We start from the raw sequence: 16,609 nt of genomic DNA, 5'->3' as shown, positions 1-16,609 counted from the left end.
CCCCGTGCGCGGGCGCGGCTCTGCGTCGCGACGGCGCGGCTACGCGGCGCGCTCGGCCTTCGCGAGGTTCGCGACGAGCTCGTCGCGGGTCTGCGCCCCGGCCGAGTACGCGGGCTGGTCGCGCTCGACCCGCCAGCTCTCCGCGAGCGGCCCGACGTTCACGGTGTCGTAGCCGAACTCGTCGTAGAGGCGGGCGACGGCGGCCGCGGCATCCTCGTGATCGCTCGCCGTGGCGAGCGCGCGGCGACCCGGCGCACCCGCCGGGCGACCCTCGGTGGTGATGTCGGCGGCGGTGATGTGGTTGAAGCCCTTCGCGACGCGGCTCGTCGGCAGGTGCGCCTGGAGCATGCCGCTGACGGTGTCGCGCCCCTCGTCGAGCGCGGGCACGTGCCCGTCGCGCTCCCAGTAGTAGTTGTTCGTATCGATCACGATCTTGCCGGCGAGCGGCTCGACCGGCACCGCCGGGTAGGCCTTGAACGGCACCGTCACGACCGCGAGGTCTGCGGCCGCCGCCGCCTCTTCCGCGGTCGCCGCGCGCGCCTGCGGGCCGAGTTCGGCCACGAGCTCCGCGAGCGTCTCCGGACCGCGCGAGTTGGCGATCACGACCTCGTAGCCGTTCGCCACCGCCGCTCGCGCGATCTGGCTGCCGATGTGTCCTGCACCGATGATTCCGAGGGTCGTCATGCAGAGGAGGAACGCTCGGGCGGGGCGATTGCTTCCCCGATCGCGTCATCCCGGCGATGTCGGGTGACGAGATAGGAGCCGAGCAGCACGAGGACGAAGCCGACGACCGTCCACACCGTGACCCGCTCGCCCAGCACCAGCACACCCGCGACGATCGCGACGGCCGGGTTCACGTAGGTGATCGTGGTCGCCTTCACCGGGCCGATCTCGGCGATGAGCCCGACCATCAGCAGGAACGCGAGCGCGCTGCAGACCACGGCGAGCACGAGCACGGCCACGATGACCTGCGGTGAGGGCCAGCTCGTCGGCACCCCGCCGGTGAGCAGCACGAACGGCACGAACACGACGGCGGCCCCAGCGAGCGAGACGGCGACGATGCCGACGCCCGGCAGGTCGGACATCCAGCGGGCGAGGATGGCGGGGCCGAGCGCGTAGCCCACGACGACCACGCCCATCTCGGCGACGGCGAAGAGGTCGGAGCCCGCGACGTCGAGGCCGACGAGCGCGGCGACGCCGAGCATGCCGAGCAGGATGCCGAGCCAGTTCACCCCCGAGAGGCGCTCCGGGCGACCCATCAGGAAGGCGATCGCGACGCCGGCGAGCGGGACCGCCGCGAGCAGGAGCCCGGCGGTCGAGCTCGGCAGGTGCTGCTCGGCGGAGCTCAGGAAGTACCAGGGGAACACGATCTCGACGAGGGTGTACGCGAGCATCGGCTTCCACCGCTTCAGCACCGGCCAGACCTGGTGCCGGAAGAGCGCGAGCGGCAGCAACAGGATGGCCGCGAGGCCCGAGCGCGCGAGCACGACCATGCCGGGGTCGAGTTCCGACACCGCCACCTTGATGAACAGGTAGGGGATGCCCCACGCGATCCCGAGCGCGGCGAACAGGAGGATCCCCCGGCGAGTCACCCGCCCATTCTGCAGCCTCGGGGGCCGGCGCGCGCGGGCGTGGCTGCCGTCCTCCCGCGACATCCGGCCACCTCGGGGTGGGATCCGGCCGGCTTGCCGTCAATAGTTGCGGGTGCGTCCGCGCCGGCACCCACAAATACTGACGGCTTGCCGCGGTGGATGGTTCGCTCAGAGAGCCGGGGGGTCGTCGGCGAGGGCGACGTAGGCCTGCAGCGGCACCGGCTTCACCGGGATGTGCGCAGCGAAGCGCCCGGCCTGCCCGACGCCGGTGCCGCGCGCCTTCGCGACCAGGCCGGCCACCGCCGATTCGCAGTACCGCCCCTGGCACGGGCCCATGCCGCTGCGGCAGGCGAGCTTCACGGCATCCGCGGTGCCGGCGAAGGGGTTCTCGTCGAGGAAGCCGTCGATCGTGCCCCGCGTCACCGTCTCGCAGCGGCAGATCTCCGTCGCGGGCGTCGCGAGTTCGAGCAGGGCCTCGCGGCGCGGCGCGAACATCCGCTGCACCACGCCGGAGAAGCGCGAGGCCGAGCGGATGCGCCGACGAGCGCCGGCGAGCGCGCGCTCGGGCACGGGGCGGCCGAGGGCCGCGGCGATCGTGAGGCCGGCGAGCTCCCCCTCGGCGCGGGACTGCTCGGCCCCGGCGACGCCGCTCGGCTCCCCCGCGACGTGCACGCCGGCGACGGTCGTCTCGAGCTGCGCGTCGTGGCGGACGATCCAACCGCCCTGCGCCGAGTCCCAGTCGAGTCCGCAGCCGAGCTGACGGGCGAGCTCGGTCGAGGGGTGGAAGCCGTAGCCGAGCACGAGCGCGTCCGCGTCGACCGTGCGCGCCGGCCCGGTCTGCCGCCAGCCGCGGTCGGCACGGGCGAGGCGCACCCCCTGCACGCGGCCGTCGCCGAGCACCTCGGTCGGCACCGTGCCGGTCGAGATCCGCACGCCCGCCCGCAGCAGCCGCAGCACGCAGCCGGCCAGTTCGCCGAGGAGGCGCACGTGGCCGGGCACCGCAGGAAGCGCCCGCAGCAGCTCGACGGGTGAGGGGAGGCCTCGGGCGATCGCGACCTCCTCGATCCGCGCGCCGGCCGCGAGCAGCTGGTCGGCGACGATCAGGAGGAGCGGGTGGGAGCCGGCCAGCACCACGCGGTCGGCGACGCGCAGCCGCTGCGACTTCAGGAAGCCCTGCACCGCGCCCGCCATCATCACGCCCGGCAGCGTCCAGCCCGGGATCGCGACGGGCATGTCGTAGGCGCCGGAGGCGATGAGCACCCGTCGCGCACGCACGCGGCCGGAGCGGGCGGGATCGGCCGGATCGCTCGTCAGCACGTCGAAGCCCGCCGAGCCGGGCCCCGCCGAGGCATCCGCGCCAGCCGCGGCATCCACCGCGACCGGGAGAATGCCGAACACGGTCGCACCGTGCCGCCAGGCGATGCCCGGGTGCGAGCGCGCGCGGTCGAGGAGCTCCCCGGCCCACGGGTAGCCGGTCGGCAGCTTCCGCCGCCCGCCGAACTCCGGCGGCGTGGTGCGGAAAATCTGCCCGCCCGCGGCGCGCTGCTCGTCGACGACGAGCACGTCGAGGCCGGCGTCGGCGGCGGCGAGCGCGGCCGCGGCACCCGCGGGACCGGCCCCGACGACGACGAGGTCGTGGGCGGCGGTCATCGTTCGCTCGTCTCGACGCGCATGCCGTCGCGCACGGTGGTGAGGCAGGAGCGGGTCAACGGCACGCCGTCGACGGTCACGCCGCACTCGAAGCAGGTGCCCATGTTGCACAGCGGGATGCGCGGCTCGCCGTTGCGGTGCGAGAACGCGGGCACCCCGGCGGCGAGCATCGCCGTGGCGACGGTCTCGCCGGCGAAGCAGCCGACGGGGCGGCCGTCGACGGTGATCTCCGCGGGCTCGCCCCGCTCCGAAGGCAGGCGCGCGGCGCGCCCGCTCGTGGCCTCAGCGTCGGGCATGGCTCAGCCTTTCGAATCGTGCGGGGTCGTAGGGGTGCAGATCGATCCCGGGCGGCCGCCCGTCGGCGAGGGCGATGAGCGAGCGCGCGAAGCTCGGCCCGAGGGTGAAGGCCGAGCCGCCCGTCGCGACGAACACCCCGGGCCGGCCGGGCACCTGCCCGACGAGCGGCAACTGGTCGGGGGTCACAGTCGTCGTGCCGACCCAGCTGCGCACGATCGGCAGCGAGGCGGTGCGCGGCACGACGCCGATCGCGGCGGCGGCGTTGCCGACGAGGGAGGACTGCAGCAGCGTCGGCCGGCGATCCAGCTCGGGGGTGCCGTCCGCGGCGAGGGGCAGGCGGGCGGGCCAGCCGCCGCCGATGAGCACGGTGCCGTTGCCGGTCTGCTTCAGGGAGAGCTTCGTGCCGGCGTGCTGCACGAGGTGCGGCACGAACGGCGCGGTCGGGGCGCTGACGCTCATCATGAGCGCGAGCGGGATGGTCGGCAGCGAGACGTCGAGCAGCTGCCCGAGCCGGGTCGTCCACACCCCGGCGGCGAGCATCACCGTATCGGCCTCCAGGCGGAGCATCCGCTCCCCCGCGTCGCTGCGCTCGACCGCGTGCACCGCCCAGCCGGAGCCGGCGGGCACCAGGTCGACGACCTCGGTGCGGGTGCGCACCTCGGCGCCGAGCCGCAGGGCGCCGCGGGCGAGCGCCGGGCCGGCGATGCGGGTGTCGGCCTTCCCCTCGAGCGGGCAGAACGCGGCGGCGAGCACCGAGTCGGAGAGGTACGGGGCGAGGCGGCGGGCCTCCTCGCCGTCGAGGAGGCGCACGTCGAGGCCCCACTCCTGCTCCAGCGCGGTCTTGCGCCGCAGCACCTCCACCTGCTCGGCCGTCTCGGCGAGCATGAAGCCGCCCTGCTGGGCGACCCCGAGCGATTCGCCGAGCTCGTCGCCGAGCGCCGCCCACTCGCGGGCGGCCTCGAGGTGCAGCGGCATCGCCTCGGCGGCGGTGCGCGCGGACTCCCAGCCGTGCTCGACCATGCGGTACTCGAGCTGGAAGTGCAGGCTGCCCGCGTTCTGGCCGGAGGCGTGCTGGTTCAGCTGGTCGCGCTCGAGGAGCGCCACCCGGGCGCCCTCGCGGGCGAGCATCCAGGCGAGCGCGGCGCCGAGCAGTCCGCCGCCGACGACGATGCTGTCGTATCGCTCGCTCACGAGAGTGGAACGGTCGCGATCCCCAGGTCCTCGAGGGTCGAGCGGACGATCGAGACCTGCGCGTCGTCGAGCTCGAGGAGGGGGCGCCGGACATAGCCGGCCGAGACGCCGCGGAGGCGCAGCGCCGTTTTCATGATCGCCTGCTGGTTGCCGAACTTCGCGCCGTAGTCGGGGCCGAACCACCGGGTCATGACGACCCGGTCGCGGGCGCCGAGCTCGATGGCGCGCTCGCGCTCGCCGGCGGCGAGCGCGTTCCAGAAGTCCGGGTGGTCGCGACCGAGCGGGGCGCCGGAGCCCATCAGACCGTCGCCGCGGCCGAGGGCGGCGAGGTCGGCGCCGAGCTCGCTCGTCGGGATGCCGAAGTAGCGCACCCGGTCGCCGAGGGCGTACAGGCCCGCGAGGAAGCCGGCGAAGTTGCCCGTGGAGTTCTTGATCGCCACGACGTTGTCGATCTCGGCGAGTTCGCCGAGGGTGTCCACGTCGAGGTCGACGATGCAGCCGCGGGGCCAGTTGTAGACGCAGATCGGCAGCTCGGTGCCGGCGGCGACCTCTCGGTAGAACTCGACGATCTCGGCGCGGCTCGGCACGAGGTAGGGCGGCGGGGTGAGCAGGATGCCGTCGAGCCCGGCCCGCTCGGCGGCGCGGGCGTGCCGGATCGCCTCGGCCGCGGTGAAGGCGTTGCAGCCGCCGAGCACGCGCATGCCGGCGCCGAGCCGGGCGCCCTGCGCGAACAGCTCGGCCCGCTCGTCCTCGTTCAGGCTGAACCATTCACCCGAGGTCCCGGCGAGGATGACGCCGTGCATGCCCTCGTCGGCGAGCCAGCCCATCTGCCCCTCGAAGGCGGCGACGTCGAAGTCGCCGTCCCGGGTGAACGGGGTCGTGATGGCCGGGATGTAGCCGTGCCAGTCGACGCTCGTGCGATCCATCTTCCTCGTCCTCTCAGTTCGCGCCGTCGGCGGGCAGGTCCTGCGCGTGGTGGTGCACGATGCGCCAGCCCTCGTCGCCGTGGCGGAGCACGTCGGTCACCCGCACCCGTTCGAGCAGCCGGCCGTCGGCGGGGTCGCGCACCTCGAGCACGTAGCGCACGAGACCGGTGCCGGCGCCGAAGTCGTCGCTGACGATCTCGACGGGGCGCACCTCGGGCAGCGGCTCGGCGCGGTCCTCGGGCGCGACGGCGGGGCCGCGCAGTTCGTCGAGCTCGGCGATGCCGCGCATGAGGGTCGGCCACGGCGTCTCCCACACGGTCACCGCGGGGTCGAGGCGGGCGTCGAAGGCGGCGCGGTCGCCGAGTTCGCGGTAGAGGGCGACGACGAAGTCGTCGAGGGAGGCAGAGGTCATGGTCGGTCCGTCGATTCGGTGGTGAGCAGGTGCTGGAGCGGTCCGAGGCCCATGGGGCCGTAGGACAGCGCTCGGTGGTGGAAGTCCTTCGCGGCGATCCCGGATGCCTCGGCGGTCGCCCGCGCCTCGGTCCAGAGCTTCGCGCCGACCTTGAAGGCGAGCGCCTGCCCCGGCCAGGCGAGGTAGCGGTCGACCTCGAAGCCGGCCGTCCTGGGGTCGACGAGGGCGAGTTCGGCGAGGAAGCGGCGACCGAGCTCGGGCGTCCACGGGCCGGTCGCGCCGAGCGGGTTCGGCCGCAGCTCGCGGCCGGTGTGCAGGCCGAGGTCGACGACGATCCGCACCGCGCGCCAGATCTGGCCGAGCACCATCCCGAGCTGCTCGGCGGAGTCGCGCAGCAGGCCGATCGAGTCGGAAAGCTGCTCGGAGTAGTGCGCCCAGCCCTCGGCATAGCCGTGGATCTCGCAGAGGTAGCGCTGCCACGGGTGCAGGCCCGCGTTGCTGCGGTTGATCGTGTGCTCGAGGTGGTGCCCGGGAACGCCCTCGTGGTGGAAGCTCGTGACCTCCTGCCAGGTGCCGATCGCCTCGGCGCCCTCGGGGATGGTCCAGACGATCTTGCTGCGCACGGAGCCGTCCGGGGCGCCCGGGGTGTAGTAGACGACCCCGCTCGCGGCGGTCGGCACGACGACGTCGACCTCGCGGATGGCCCGGGGCAGGTCGAAGGCGACGCCGTCGACGCGGGCGAAGGTGTCCTCGAGGCGGTCCTGCAGCCAGGCGACGATGCGCTCGTGCCCCGCGACCCGGTACCGCGGGTCGGCGTCGAGCAGGCGCGCCGCGGCGCGCACCGCCTCGGTGCCGTCGGGGCTTGCGCCGCCCAGCACGATCGCGGCGAGGCGCCGGGCCTCGCCGAGGAGCCGCTCGAGCTCCGACCAGCCGTAGTCGTAGACCTCGTCGAGGTCGAGCCGGGTGCCGAGGAAGCTCTGCGCGGTCTGCCGGTAGACGTGCTCGCCGACGGCGTCCTCGACGGGCGCGCTCGGCAGCAGCTCGGTGCGGAGCCATCCGCTCAGCTCGCCGAAGGCGCGCGTCGCCCGCTCGCCGGCCCGCGCGAGGGCCGCGGCGCGCGGCGCGCTCAGCGGTGCGGCCGAGATGCGGGAGAAGTAGTCGAGTCCCGCCGGGTCGATCCAGGTGTCGATCTGACCCGCGACGACCTCGAGCTGACGCGCCGCAGCGACCCCCGAGCCGCTGAACCGGCCGGCGCGTCCCGCGTCGCGCGCCCACTCGAGGCGGCGGCGGAGCTGGGCGATCGCGGGTTCGACGGCGGCGAGCCGTTCGATGACCGCGTCGCCCGCCTCGTCGTCGGTGACGGTGACGTCGTCGAAGCGCTCCCGGATCTCCTGCACGGGCGAGGCGAGCGGGGCCAGCAGCCGCGCGGTGAAGCCCGTGTCGAAGAGCTCAGCCTCGCTCGCGGCGCGCTCCGCGAGCGCGGCGTCGAGGGCGGCGTCGGCGGCGCGCTCCTCGGCGGGCAGCGCGGCCAGGGCGGCGGCGGTGCGGCCGAGCAGCGCCCGGCGCTCCTCCGCCCACTCGGGGCCGTAGTCCGCGAGGCGCGCGGCGGCGTCGCGGCCGAGCGCCTGCGCCGCGGCGGGCTCGTGCTCGGCGAGCGCCGCGAGGTGCGCGTCGGCGACGGACCGGACGGTGGCGCGACCCGTCATCGGGCGCCGGCCCGGTCGTCGCGCACGACGACGCCGTCCTTCATGACCCAGTCGATGCCGCGCAGCGCGGAGACGTCGCGCGTCGGGTCGTCGTCCGTGACGATGAAGTCGGCGTGGGCGCCGGGCTCGATGACGCCGATGCCGGGCGCGCCGAGGAGCTCCGCCGCCCGCCCGGTGGCCGAGCGCATCACGTCGAGGTCCGTCATCCCGGCCTCCACCATGAACTCCATCTCGCGGACCGTGGCCGTCGTGCCGTCGAAGTCGGCCGCCGGAGGCATGTCCGTGCCCATCGCGATCGGCACGCCGCTCGCGATGGCGTGCTGCAGGCTCTCCCAGTGCCGGGGGCCCGCACCGAGGGCGCGCTCCTTCATCCAGGCGGGCACGCCCTGCGCGTCGAAGAACTCCTCGCAGCGGCTCACCGTGATGGTCGGCACGTACCAGACGCCGCGCTCCGCCATGAGCTCGGTGATCTCGCGGGTGAGCTGGTAGCCGTGCTCGACGCAGTCGAGGCCGAGCTCGATCGCGCGGCGCAGCGTCTCCGAGGGGCCGACGTGCGCGGTGACCTTGCGGCCCCAGTCGTGCGCGACCTGGATGATCGAGGCCATCTCCTCGTCGGTGAGCTGCGGGGTGTCGATCTGCTCGTGCTCGCCGGCGATGCCGCCCGAGATGCAGACCTTGATGAGGTCGGCGCCGTGCCGGATCTGCAGCCGGGCGAGCCGGCGCAGCTCGTCGGCGCCGTCGCCCTCGAGGGCGTCGGAGTCCCAACCGTGGCCGCCCGTGCAGCACAGCGCGTGGCCGGCGGTGAAGATGCGCGGGCCCGGCACGATGCCCGCGTCGATACCGCGGCGCAGCGCGAAGTCGAGGTAGCGGCTCTCGCCGACGAGGCGGGTGGTCGTGACGCCCGCGTGCAGCGTGCGCTTGGCGCCGTCGGCCATCACGAGGAGCAGGTCGGGGTCGGACTTGCTCGCGATCGCGGCGCCCGCCGTACCCGGCAGGGCGAGGCCGAGGTGCACGTGCATGTTCACGAGACCGGGGCTGAGCACCCGGCCGGCGAGCTCGACGACGCGGGCGTCGGCGGCGTCGGGACGGGCGCGCAGCTCCGTCTCGGGGCCGACCGCCGCGATGCGGCCGTCGGCGGCCACGAGCACCGCGGCGCCGTCGAGGAGCTCGGCGTCCGCGCCGGTGAAGATCCGGGCCCCGACGAGCAGGGTGGGGGCGGTGGTCGTGTTGGTCATGCTGATGCTCCGTTCGTGGCTGCCGCGTCGACGCCGGCCGCTGCCGGTTCGACGACGTCCTCGTCGAGGCCCGGCAGCTTCTTGACGGGTCCGATCTCGGGGATCGCGGCGATGAGGGTCTTCGTGTAGGGATGCGTCGGCCGCTCCCAGAGCTGCTCGCTCGGGCCGCGCTCGACGATCTCGCCGGCGTACATCACCGCGGTCTCGTCGGCGATGGCCCGGACGAGCGAGAGGTCGTGGGAGATGAAGAGCATCCCCATGCCGAGCTCGCGCACGAGCGACTGCAGCAGCTGCACGATCTGCGCCGAGGAGAAGGCGTCGAGCGCCGTCACCGGCTCGTCGGCGACGACGAGGCTCGGCTTCGCGGCGAGGGCGCGGGCGATCGCGAGCCGCTGCCGCTGCCCGCCGGAGAACTGCGAGGGGTAGCGGCTGCCCGCCGCCGCGTCGAGGCCGACGAGCTCGAGCAGCCGCGCGACCTCCGCGGCCCGCTGCTCGCGCGGGATCGGCTCCGTGGCGCCGTCGAGCAGCTGGCTCGCGATCGTGCGGCGCGGGCTCAGCGAGGCGTAGGGGTTCTGGAACACCATCTGCAGCTTGCGGTCGGCGGCGGGCCGCTGCCGCATCCGGAGCGGTTCCAGCGGCGCGCCCTCGAAGCGCACCGCGCCCGAGGTCGGGGCGTGGATGCCGCAGGCGACCCGGGCGAGCGACGACTTGCCGCAGCCCGACTCGCCGACGAGCCCGACGACCTGGCCGGGCGCGACGGTCAGCGAGACGCCGCGGACGGCCTGCACCGCCGGGCCGCCGCTGCGGCGGTGGGTGACGACGATGTCCTCGAGTTCGAGCACGTTGGCGGTCATGGGCGGGCCTCCTGCTGCACGCGCTCCTCGGCGAGCGACTGCGCGCGCGAGGCGATGAGCGCCTTCGTGTACTCGTGGCTCGGCTCGTTCAGGATCGTGGTGGTGACGCCCGACTCGACGACCGTGCCGTCCTTGAACACGTAGGTGCGGTCGGCGATCGAGTTCATGACGCCGAGGTCGTGGGTGATGAAGAGCATCGAGACCCCGGTCTCCCGGGCGAGCCGGTCGAAGAGCCGCAGGATGCCGGCCTGCACGGTCACGTCGAGCGCCGTCGTCGGCTCGTCGGCGATGAGCAGTCGCGGCTCGCACGCGAGCGCGATAGCGATCGCCGCGCGCTGGCGCATGCCCCCGGAGAACTGGTGCGGGAAGGCCTTGACCGCGTGGTGCGGGTCGCGGATGCGCACGAGGTCGAGCAGCTCGACCGCGCGGGCGTTCGCCTGCTTCTTCGTGACGCCCTTGTGGTGGATCAGGTGCTCGGTGAGCTGCGTGCCGATCGTGAGGAGCGGGTGCAGCGCCGCCGAGGGGTCCTGGAACACGATCGCGATGCGGTTGCCGCGCACCGTGTCGAGCTCGGCGCGGCTCAGCGAGAGCAGATCGCGGCCCTCGAACATGATCCGGCCGCCGGCGCGCGCGCCGGGCGGGAGGATGCCCATGATCGCCGAAGCGGTCATCGTCTTGCCCGAGCCGCTCTCGCCGGCGAGGCCGACGATCTCGCCCTCGCCGATCTCGATGTCGGTGCGGTGCACGAGCTCGACCGGCCCCGACGGGGTCGGCATGGTCACCGAGAGGCCCTCGACGGAGAGCAGGGGGTCGGCTGCGGTCGTCATCGCGTCCTCGCATTCCGCGACCGGGGGTCGAGGTGGTCCTGGATGGCGTCGCCCAGGAGGTTGAAGGCCATCACGATCGTGAGGATGGCGAGGCCGGGGAACAGGCTCACCCACCAGTTGCCGAGGTTCTGCGAGCCGAGCGCGATCATCGCGCCCCACTCGGCGGCCGGGGGCCGCGGGCCGAGGCCGAGGAACGACAGGGCGGCGAGCATCAGGATGGCGTTGCCGAGCTCGATCGTCGACATCACGAGGGCGGGGCCCGCGCTGTTCGGGATGACGTCCTTCACGATCGAGCGCAGCGTCGGCAGGCCGAGCATCCGGCCGGCGACGACGTACTCCTGCTCGCGGACGCTCAGCACCGAGCTGCGGATGATGCGCGCGTAGAGCGGCCACGACACGATGACGAGCGCGAGCACCGCGTTGCCGACGCTCGGGCCGAAGGCCGCGGCGACGGCCATCGCGAGGATGATCTGCGGGAACGCGAGCACGAGGTCGGCGAGCCGCATCGCGACGTTGTCGACGGCCTTGCCGAAGTAGCCCGCCGCGAGGCCGACGATGCCGCCGACGAGGAGCGAGCACGCGACGATGGCGACCGCGAGCGGCAGCGAGAGGCGCGAGCCCCAGATGAGCCGGCTGAGCACGTCGCGGCCGAGGTCGTCGGTGCCCATCCAGTGCGCGCCGGACGGCGGCTGCAGGTTGTCGCCGACGGTCTCGAGCGGGTCGTAGGGCGCCACCCACGGCGCGAAGGCCGCGAGCAGGCACCACACCACGATGATGCCGAGGGAGATCACGGTGAGCGGTCGCCAGAACGACCCTGTGCCGAGGCTGCCGCCGACGCGCAGGCGGTCGCGCCGGAAGCGCGAGGCGCGCGAGACGGCGACCCGGTCGGAGGGCAGGATGGTCATTTCGCTCCGATCCTCGGGTCGATGACGCTGTAGAGCACGTCGACGAGGAGGTTGATGAGGGTGTAGACGACCGCGATGAACAGCGTCACGCCGAGGATCGCCTGCAGGTCGAGCGAGATGGCGCTCTTGTAGGCGTACTGGCCGAGGCCCGGCCAGGACAGCACCTGCTCGACGAGCACGGCGCCGCCGAGGAGCGACGCGAGCATGAGGCCCGAGACGGTGAGCACCGGCAGGAGGCCCGCGCGGAACACGTGCCGCCAGGTGATGATCCGCCGCGGCAGGCCCTTCGCGATCGCCGAGCGGATGTACTCGGCATCCAGCACCTCGATCATGGCCGAGCGCACGAAGCGGAGGAGGCCGGAGACGGTGAGCGCGGTGAGGATGCCGACCGGCAGCACGAGGTGCCAGAGCGCGTCGCCGAAGACGTCCCACTGGCCGGCGATGGCCGCGTCGACGGTGTACATGCCGGTGACCGCGGGCGGCGGGTCGTAGATGTTGCTGAGGCGGCCGCCGTTGGGCACCCAGCCGAGCAGGTAGAAGAAGACGTAGAGCGCGACGAGCGCGAGCCAGAACGGCGGGGTGGAGAGGCCGACGAGCGCGGCGCTGCGGATGCCGGTGTCGGTCGGGCGGTTCTTGCGCATCGCGGCGAGCATGCCGAGGCCGACCGCGATGACGATGGCGAGGGCCATGGCCGGCAGCGCGATCTCGATCGTCGCCGGCACGTACTGACTGAGGTCCTCGGCGACCGGGCGATGCGTCTGCTGCGAGGTGCCGAGGTCGCCCTGCAGGATGTTGCCGAGGTAGCGCACGTACTGCACCCAGATCGGCTGGTCGAGGCCCCACTTGGCCTCGAAGGCGGCCCGGATCTCCGGGTCGTCGTAGGCCTGCTGCGAGAGGTTCGCCGCGGCGGCGTCGCCGGGGACGACGTTCACGAGCAGGAAGGTCACGACCGTGACGCCCCAGAGCAGCACGATGGCGCTCAGCAGGCGTTTGCCGATCATCTTGAGGAGGGGTGGCATCGAAGCTCCGTCTCGGGTCGCGGTGGCGACGGGTGGTCGCTCGCGCGACGGGGTCGCCTGCGCGACGGGGGAAGCGGGCGCCCCTGACAGGAAGAGAGCAGGGGCGCCCGCGGTCCGTTCCGGCTACTTGCCGGCGATCGCCGCGAGGTCGACCGTCCAGCCGGCGGGCGTGTAGTCCGCGCCGGTCAGGTCGCTCGTCGCGACGACGATGCCGGCGTTGTTCGCCAGGGCGATGTAGGGCGAGACCTCGTTCATCACGTGCTGCCACTCGATCATGGCCTCGTTGCGCCCCTCGGGGGTGAGCTCCGCGGTCACGGCGTTGCTGGCGTCGATCGCCGACTGGTCGGCGCGCTCCAGGGTCCAGCCGGTGCGCAGCGAGGTCGAGGCGCCGGGGGCCATGTTGTTCACGAGCGACGACGAGGCCGGGTAGTTCAGGCTGTTCGGCGAGAAGTTGATCTCGTTCTTGCCCTCGGACTGCGACTGCAGGAACACGTTGATCGGCTGCGGGGTGAGCTCGATCTCGATGCCGGCCTTCTTGGCGTCCTGCTGCACCTTCGTGACGATGGTGCCGAGGTCGACGCCGCGGTAGGTGATCGCCGGGTAGACGAGCGCCACCTTCACGTCGCTGAGGCCCGCGTCGGCGAGCAGCTTCTTCGCGCCGTCGAGGTCCTGCACGGGGTTCTCCGACTCGTCGAGCGCGCCGGCGAAGGCGGGCGGCACGAGGCCGGCCGCGGGGGTCGCCCCCTCGCCGAAGAGCTTCGCGAGGCCCTCGCCGTCGACGGTCAGGCGCAGGGCCTTGATGAACGCCGGGTTCGAGGTGACGGCCGAGACGGCCGGGTCCTGGTTGAGGCTCAGGAAGTACGAGGTGTCGGCGACGCCCGAGACCTGGAGGTCGTCGGACAGCTCGGCGGCCTGCGGGCCCGAGAGGTCGAGCGCGATCTCGTCGCCCTTGGCCTTCGAGATGGTGAGCTTCTGGTTCTGCACGTCGACGTTCTGGATGACGACGCGGCTGTAGGCCGGCTGCTCGCCCCAGTACTTCGGGTTCGCGGTGAGCACGATCTTCGTGCTCGGGTCGTAGCTCTTCAGCACGTACGGGCCGCTGCCGAGGCTGGCGGTGTCGAGCTGGGTGCCGATCTGGTCGCTCGTGGCGGCGTCCTCGGCGTCGGTCGCGCCGAGCTTCTTGGCCTCGGCCGAGTTCAGCACGCTCGCCGCGGGCATCGCGAGGATGACCGGGACGTCGGGGTTCGGCGTCGCGGAGGTGACGACGACCGTGTCGTCCCCCTCGGCGGCGAAGTCGAGGCCCTGCACGGTCTGCGAGGCGGAGCCCTGCAGGTTCTTCAGTCGGTTGAGGCTGAAGACGGCGTCCTCGGCGGTGACGGCGGCGCCATCCGAGAAGACCGCGTCGTCGCGGAGGGTGAAGGTCCAGGTGGTGCCGTCACTCGACTGCTCCCAGCTCTCGGCGAGCTCGGGCTGGAGGGTCGTGACGTCCGAACCCTCGTACGTCACCAGGGTGTCGTAGAGCGCGTGCACGGCGATGTTGCCCGTCTGCTCGTACACTGTGCCGGGGTCGAGTGTCTTCACGACGAATGAGGTGTCGACGGTGAGCGTCTGGTCGCCCGCGTTGGAGGTGCTGTTGCCTCCGGCGCATCCGGCGAGCGCGAGCGTCAAGGCGACGGCGCCGGCGGGCACCGCGAGCTTGGCTGTGAGGGATCTCATGTGCTTCTTTCCCCGGTCGGCGACGGTGACGAAGGAGTTGGAGGAGCGCTCAGCCTCGCTGCCAGTCAGTGCCCGGTGTCGTGTGGATGATGTTCAATCCAGGTACCATGAATTCAAGCACATTAAACACGTGCGGACTCACATGTCAAAACGCGGCCGCCCGTCACACCCAGACGGGGGACGCACAGGAAGGATGACTCAGCGTGCTCGGTGACCGATTGAAGGCCCTGCGCCAGGCCAAGGGCCTGACCCTCCGCGAGCTCTCCGAGCGGACGGGCTTGTCGGTCAGCATGCTGAGCCAGATCGAGAACGGCGCCGCCGACCCGAGCCTCGGCTCCGTGCGCAAGCTCGCCGAGGTGTTCGAGGCATCCATCGCGACCCTCTTCAGCGACCCCGACGCGCCCGCCATCCACATCAGCCGGCCCGGCGAACGGCACAGCCTCGGCGTCGCCGACGCCAGCTTCGCCTACGAGCGGCTCACGCCCGGACGCGGCGACCTCGAGGTGCTGCGCGCCGAGATCCCGCCGGGGCAGGCGACCTCGCCGCGGCTGTGGGGCCACCCCTCGACCGAGTGCGCCTACGTCATCTCCGGCGAGCTGACCGTCGAGCTCGGCGCCGAGCGGGTGACCCTCGCGACCGGCGAGTCGGTCACGTTCGACTCGCGCGAGCCGCACCGCTACGTGAACGAGAGCGACGGCGTCACCACGATCGTCATCGCCGTGACGCCGCCGTCCCCGTAGGCGGGCTTCCCTTCGACGAGCTCAGGGAACCAGGGTCAGTCGCCCTTCACGTTGACGATCTGCCGCAGCGTGTGCCGCACCGCGACGAGCGACGAGGCATCCGCCATCACCCGGTCGATCGGCTTGTAGGCCTGCGGAATCTCATCGATGAAGGCATCCGTGTCCCGGAACTCGATACCGACCATCGCCTCCCGGAGCTGCTCGTGGGTGAAGGTCTTCCTGGCCTTCGACCGTGAGTACTCCCGGCCCGCGCCGTGCGGCGAGGAGTTCAGCGACATCGGATCGCCGAGCCCCTCCACGACGTACGAGGCGGTGCCCATCGACCCCGGGATGAGGCCCGGCCGGCCGACGTCGGCCTGGATCGCGCCCTTCCGCGACACCCACACCCGCTTGCCGAAGTGCTCCTCGCTCTCGGTGAAGTTGTGGTGGCAGTTGATGCGCTCCTGCTCCTCCACCGGCACGCCGGTCCACTCGGACAGCTGCCGGATGACCCGGTCCATCATCTCCTCCCGGTTCAGCAGCGCGAAGTGCTGCGCCCACCGGAGCTCGGCGATGTACCGGGTGAACTCCGGCGTGCCCTCGACGAGGTAGGCGAGGTCGGGGTCGGGCAGCTCGATCCACCACTGCTTCGCGAGCCGCCGGGCGATGCCGATGTGCCGCTGGGCGATCTTGTTGCCGACGCCCCGGCTGCCGGAGTGCAGGAACAGCCACACCCGGTCGACCTCGTCGAGCGAGACCTCGATGAAGTGGTTGCCGCTGCCGAGTGAGCCGAGCTGCTGCCGCCAGTTCCCCGCGTGGGAGGCCGGGTCGAAGCCGCTGCGCTCCGCGAGCTCCTCGAGCTCGGCGATCCGGGGCTGCGCCGTCGCGACGACCTTGCGGTTGTACTTGCCCGCCGACAGCGGGATGGCCCGCTCGATCTGCTCCCGCAGCTCCCGCCGGTCGGCGGGCAGCTCGGACGCGTGGAACTGGGTCCGCACGGCGATCATGCCGCAGCCGATGTCGACGCCGACCGCGGCGGGGATGATCGCCCCGAGTGTCGGGATGACCGAGCCGACCGTCGCACCGAGGCCCAGGTGGGCGTCGGGCATCAGGGCCAGGTGCGGGTGGATGAACGGCATCGTCGACGAGGTGCGCGCCTGCGCGACGGTCTGCTCGTCGAGCAGGCTCGCCCAGGAGACGAGCCGATCGGAGAGTCTCTCCATGATGGTGATTCCTGTCTGCTTTCCCGGAGCCCGCGGTGACGGGCTCCGCTCCGGTGGGTCCTCGGGCCCGAGGGTCCACCGTCGCGCGCAGACGGAATCACCCCGGGCCTCGAAGCGGCACGGGGTGACGGTGGCGATGGATTCGCTGGCGTCAGGGTGCCGGCTCGAGAGCCTGCTCGAGCTTCGCTTCGGGGCGCTGGTAGCGCCCCGCGTTCGCGGGCTCGGCGAAGGCGGGCGTGAAGGTGCGCTGCAGAGACACGGTCACGATTCCACCTGCTTTCAGACTCCGGGGCTGCCGCGCGATGGCGCAGCCTTGGAACCCTAGCGGCCCGCAGCG

The 16,609-nt window shown here is 72.8% G+C and carries 16 protein-coding genes; 1 reads left to right on the top strand and 15 read right to left on the bottom strand.

Annotated features, from left to right (window positions below; translation table 11 throughout):
• Positions 1–39 precede the first annotated feature (39 nt).
• The 14 genes from MTP13_RS08115 to MTP13_RS08045 all read right to left on the bottom strand — a co-directional run bounded on the left by MTP13_RS08115 (position 40) and on the right by MTP13_RS08045 (position 14,330).
• Complete coding sequence (locus MTP13_RS08115) at positions 40–684, bottom strand: NADPH-dependent F420 reductase (protein WP_243570551.1); 645 nt, start codon at positions 682–684, stop codon at positions 40–42.
• On the bottom strand, positions 681–1,592 hold the full coding sequence (locus MTP13_RS08110; RefSeq protein ID WP_243570550.1) for a DMT family transporter: 912 nt from the start codon (positions 1,590–1,592) through the stop codon (positions 681–683). The genes MTP13_RS08115 and MTP13_RS08110 overlap by 4 nt, the downstream gene beginning before the upstream one ends.
• A gap of 168 nt (positions 1,593–1,760) precedes the next feature.
• Positions 1,761–3,242 (bottom strand): FAD/NAD(P)-dependent oxidoreductase, encoded by a 1,482-nt coding sequence (locus MTP13_RS18200; RefSeq protein WP_279399770.1) that lies wholly within the window; start codon positions 3,240–3,242, stop codon positions 1,761–1,763.
• On the bottom strand, positions 3,239–3,538 hold the full coding sequence (locus MTP13_RS08095) for a (2Fe-2S)-binding protein (RefSeq protein WP_243570549.1): 300 nt from the start codon (positions 3,536–3,538) through the stop codon (positions 3,239–3,241). Before MTP13_RS08095 ends, MTP13_RS18200 begins: the two co-directional genes overlap by 4 nt.
• On the bottom strand, positions 3,525–4,730 hold the full coding sequence (locus MTP13_RS08090) for an NAD(P)/FAD-dependent oxidoreductase (RefSeq protein ID WP_243570548.1): 1,206 nt from the start codon (positions 4,728–4,730) through the stop codon (positions 3,525–3,527). The genes MTP13_RS08095 and MTP13_RS08090 overlap by 14 nt, the downstream gene beginning before the upstream one ends.
• On the bottom strand, positions 4,727–5,656 hold the full coding sequence (locus MTP13_RS08085; RefSeq protein ID WP_189083482.1) for a dihydrodipicolinate synthase family protein: 930 nt from the start codon (positions 5,654–5,656) through the stop codon (positions 4,727–4,729). The genes MTP13_RS08090 and MTP13_RS08085 overlap by 4 nt, the downstream gene beginning before the upstream one ends.
• A gap of 13 nt (positions 5,657–5,669) precedes the next feature.
• Positions 5,670–6,068 carry a nuclear transport factor 2 family protein gene (locus MTP13_RS08080; protein WP_243570547.1) on the bottom strand — a complete coding sequence of 133 codons (399 nt, stop codon included), beginning with the start codon at positions 6,066–6,068 and terminating at the stop codon, positions 5,670–5,672.
• A complete protein-coding gene (locus MTP13_RS08075) occupies positions 6,065–7,774 on the bottom strand; it encodes a DUF885 domain-containing protein (protein WP_243570546.1) in 1,710 nt (569 codons plus the stop codon). Before MTP13_RS08075 ends, MTP13_RS08080 begins: the two co-directional genes overlap by 4 nt.
• Positions 7,771–9,009: an amidohydrolase family protein gene (locus tag MTP13_RS08070; protein ID WP_243570545.1), complete on the bottom strand. Its 1,239-nt coding sequence runs from the start codon at positions 9,007–9,009 to the stop codon at positions 7,771–7,773. Before MTP13_RS08070 ends, MTP13_RS08075 begins: the two co-directional genes overlap by 4 nt.
• Complete coding sequence (locus tag MTP13_RS08065) at positions 9,006–9,863, bottom strand: ABC transporter ATP-binding protein (RefSeq protein ID WP_243570544.1); 858 nt, start codon at positions 9,861–9,863, stop codon at positions 9,006–9,008. Before MTP13_RS08065 ends, MTP13_RS08070 begins: the two co-directional genes overlap by 4 nt.
• Complete coding sequence (locus MTP13_RS08060) at positions 9,860–10,690, bottom strand: ABC transporter ATP-binding protein (RefSeq protein ID WP_243570543.1); 831 nt, start codon at positions 10,688–10,690, stop codon at positions 9,860–9,862. Before MTP13_RS08060 ends, MTP13_RS08065 begins: the two co-directional genes overlap by 4 nt.
• Positions 10,687–11,595, bottom strand: a complete 909-nt coding sequence (locus MTP13_RS08055) for an ABC transporter permease (protein WP_243570542.1) — start codon at positions 11,593–11,595, stop codon at positions 10,687–10,689. The genes MTP13_RS08060 and MTP13_RS08055 overlap by 4 nt, the downstream gene beginning before the upstream one ends.
• Complete coding sequence (locus MTP13_RS08050) at positions 11,592–12,614, bottom strand: ABC transporter permease (protein WP_243570541.1); 1,023 nt, start codon at positions 12,612–12,614, stop codon at positions 11,592–11,594. Before MTP13_RS08050 ends, MTP13_RS08055 begins: the two co-directional genes overlap by 4 nt.
• A 123-nt stretch (positions 12,615–12,737) precedes the next feature.
• On the bottom strand, positions 12,738–14,330 hold the full coding sequence (locus MTP13_RS08045) for an ABC transporter substrate-binding protein (protein WP_243570540.1): 1,593 nt from the start codon (positions 14,328–14,330) through the stop codon (positions 12,738–12,740).
• Between the two features lie 203 nt (positions 14,331–14,533).
• On the opposite strand from MTP13_RS08045, the gene MTP13_RS08040 reads away from it, so the two are divergent.
• Positions 14,534–15,070 (top strand): cupin domain-containing protein, encoded by a 537-nt coding sequence (locus tag MTP13_RS08040; RefSeq protein WP_230763890.1) that lies wholly within the window; start codon positions 14,534–14,536, stop codon positions 15,068–15,070.
• A 35-nt stretch (positions 15,071–15,105) separates the two neighbouring features.
• On the opposite strand, the gene MTP13_RS08035 is transcribed toward MTP13_RS08040, so the two are convergent.
• Positions 15,106–16,272, bottom strand: coding sequence for an RtcB family protein (locus MTP13_RS08035; protein WP_243570539.1), 1,167 nt, complete (start codon positions 16,270–16,272; stop codon positions 15,106–15,108).
• Between the last annotated feature and the right edge of the window lie 337 nt (positions 16,273–16,609).

The sequence above is a fragment of the Agromyces soli genome, assembly GCF_022811605.1.
Taxonomy (GTDB): domain Bacteria; phylum Actinomycetota; class Actinomycetes; order Actinomycetales; family Microbacteriaceae; genus Agromyces; species Agromyces soli.
The sequence above is the reverse complement of the archived record's forward strand: the minus strand, read 5'-3'. Positions and strand labels throughout refer to the sequence as shown.

Excerpts from the sequence above, each read along its gene's own strand:
- MTP13_RS08115 (WP_243570551.1), bottom strand. The coding sequence starts at position 684 with ATGACGACCCTCGGAATCATCGGTGCAGGACACATCGGCAGCCAGATC.
- MTP13_RS18200 (WP_279399770.1), bottom strand. The coding sequence starts at position 3,242 with ATGACCGCCGCCCACGACCTCGTCGTCGTCGGGGCCGGTCCCGCGGGT.
- MTP13_RS08095 (WP_243570549.1), bottom strand. The coding sequence starts at position 3,538 with ATGCCCGACGCTGAGGCCACGAGCGGGCGCGCCGCGCGCCTGCCTTCG.
- MTP13_RS08085 (WP_189083482.1), bottom strand. The coding sequence starts at position 5,656 with ATGGATCGCACGAGCGTCGACTGGCACGGCTACATCCCGGCCATCACG.
- MTP13_RS08080 (WP_243570547.1), bottom strand. The coding sequence starts at position 6,068 with ATGACCTCTGCCTCCCTCGACGACTTCGTCGTCGCCCTCTACCGCGAA.
- MTP13_RS08075 (WP_243570546.1), bottom strand. The coding sequence starts at position 7,774 with ATGACGGGTCGCGCCACCGTCCGGTCCGTCGCCGACGCGCACCTCGCG.
- MTP13_RS08070 (WP_243570545.1), bottom strand. The coding sequence starts at position 9,009 with ATGACCAACACGACCACCGCCCCCACCCTGCTCGTCGGGGCCCGGATC.
- MTP13_RS08065 (WP_243570544.1), bottom strand. The coding sequence starts at position 9,863 with ATGACCGCCAACGTGCTCGAACTCGAGGACATCGTCGTCACCCACCGC.
- MTP13_RS08060 (WP_243570543.1), bottom strand. The coding sequence starts at position 10,690 with ATGACGACCGCAGCCGACCCCCTGCTCTCCGTCGAGGGCCTCTCGGTG.
- MTP13_RS08055 (WP_243570542.1), bottom strand. The coding sequence starts at position 11,595 with ATGACCATCCTGCCCTCCGACCGGGTCGCCGTCTCGCGCGCCTCGCGC.
- MTP13_RS08050 (WP_243570541.1), bottom strand. The coding sequence starts at position 12,614 with ATGCCACCCCTCCTCAAGATGATCGGCAAACGCCTGCTGAGCGCCATC.
- MTP13_RS08045 (WP_243570540.1), bottom strand. The coding sequence starts at position 14,330 with ATGAGATCCCTCACAGCCAAGCTCGCGGTGCCCGCCGGCGCCGTCGCC.
- MTP13_RS08035 (WP_243570539.1), bottom strand. The coding sequence starts at position 16,272 with ATGGAGAGACTCTCCGATCGGCTCGTCTCCTGGGCGAGCCTGCTCGAC.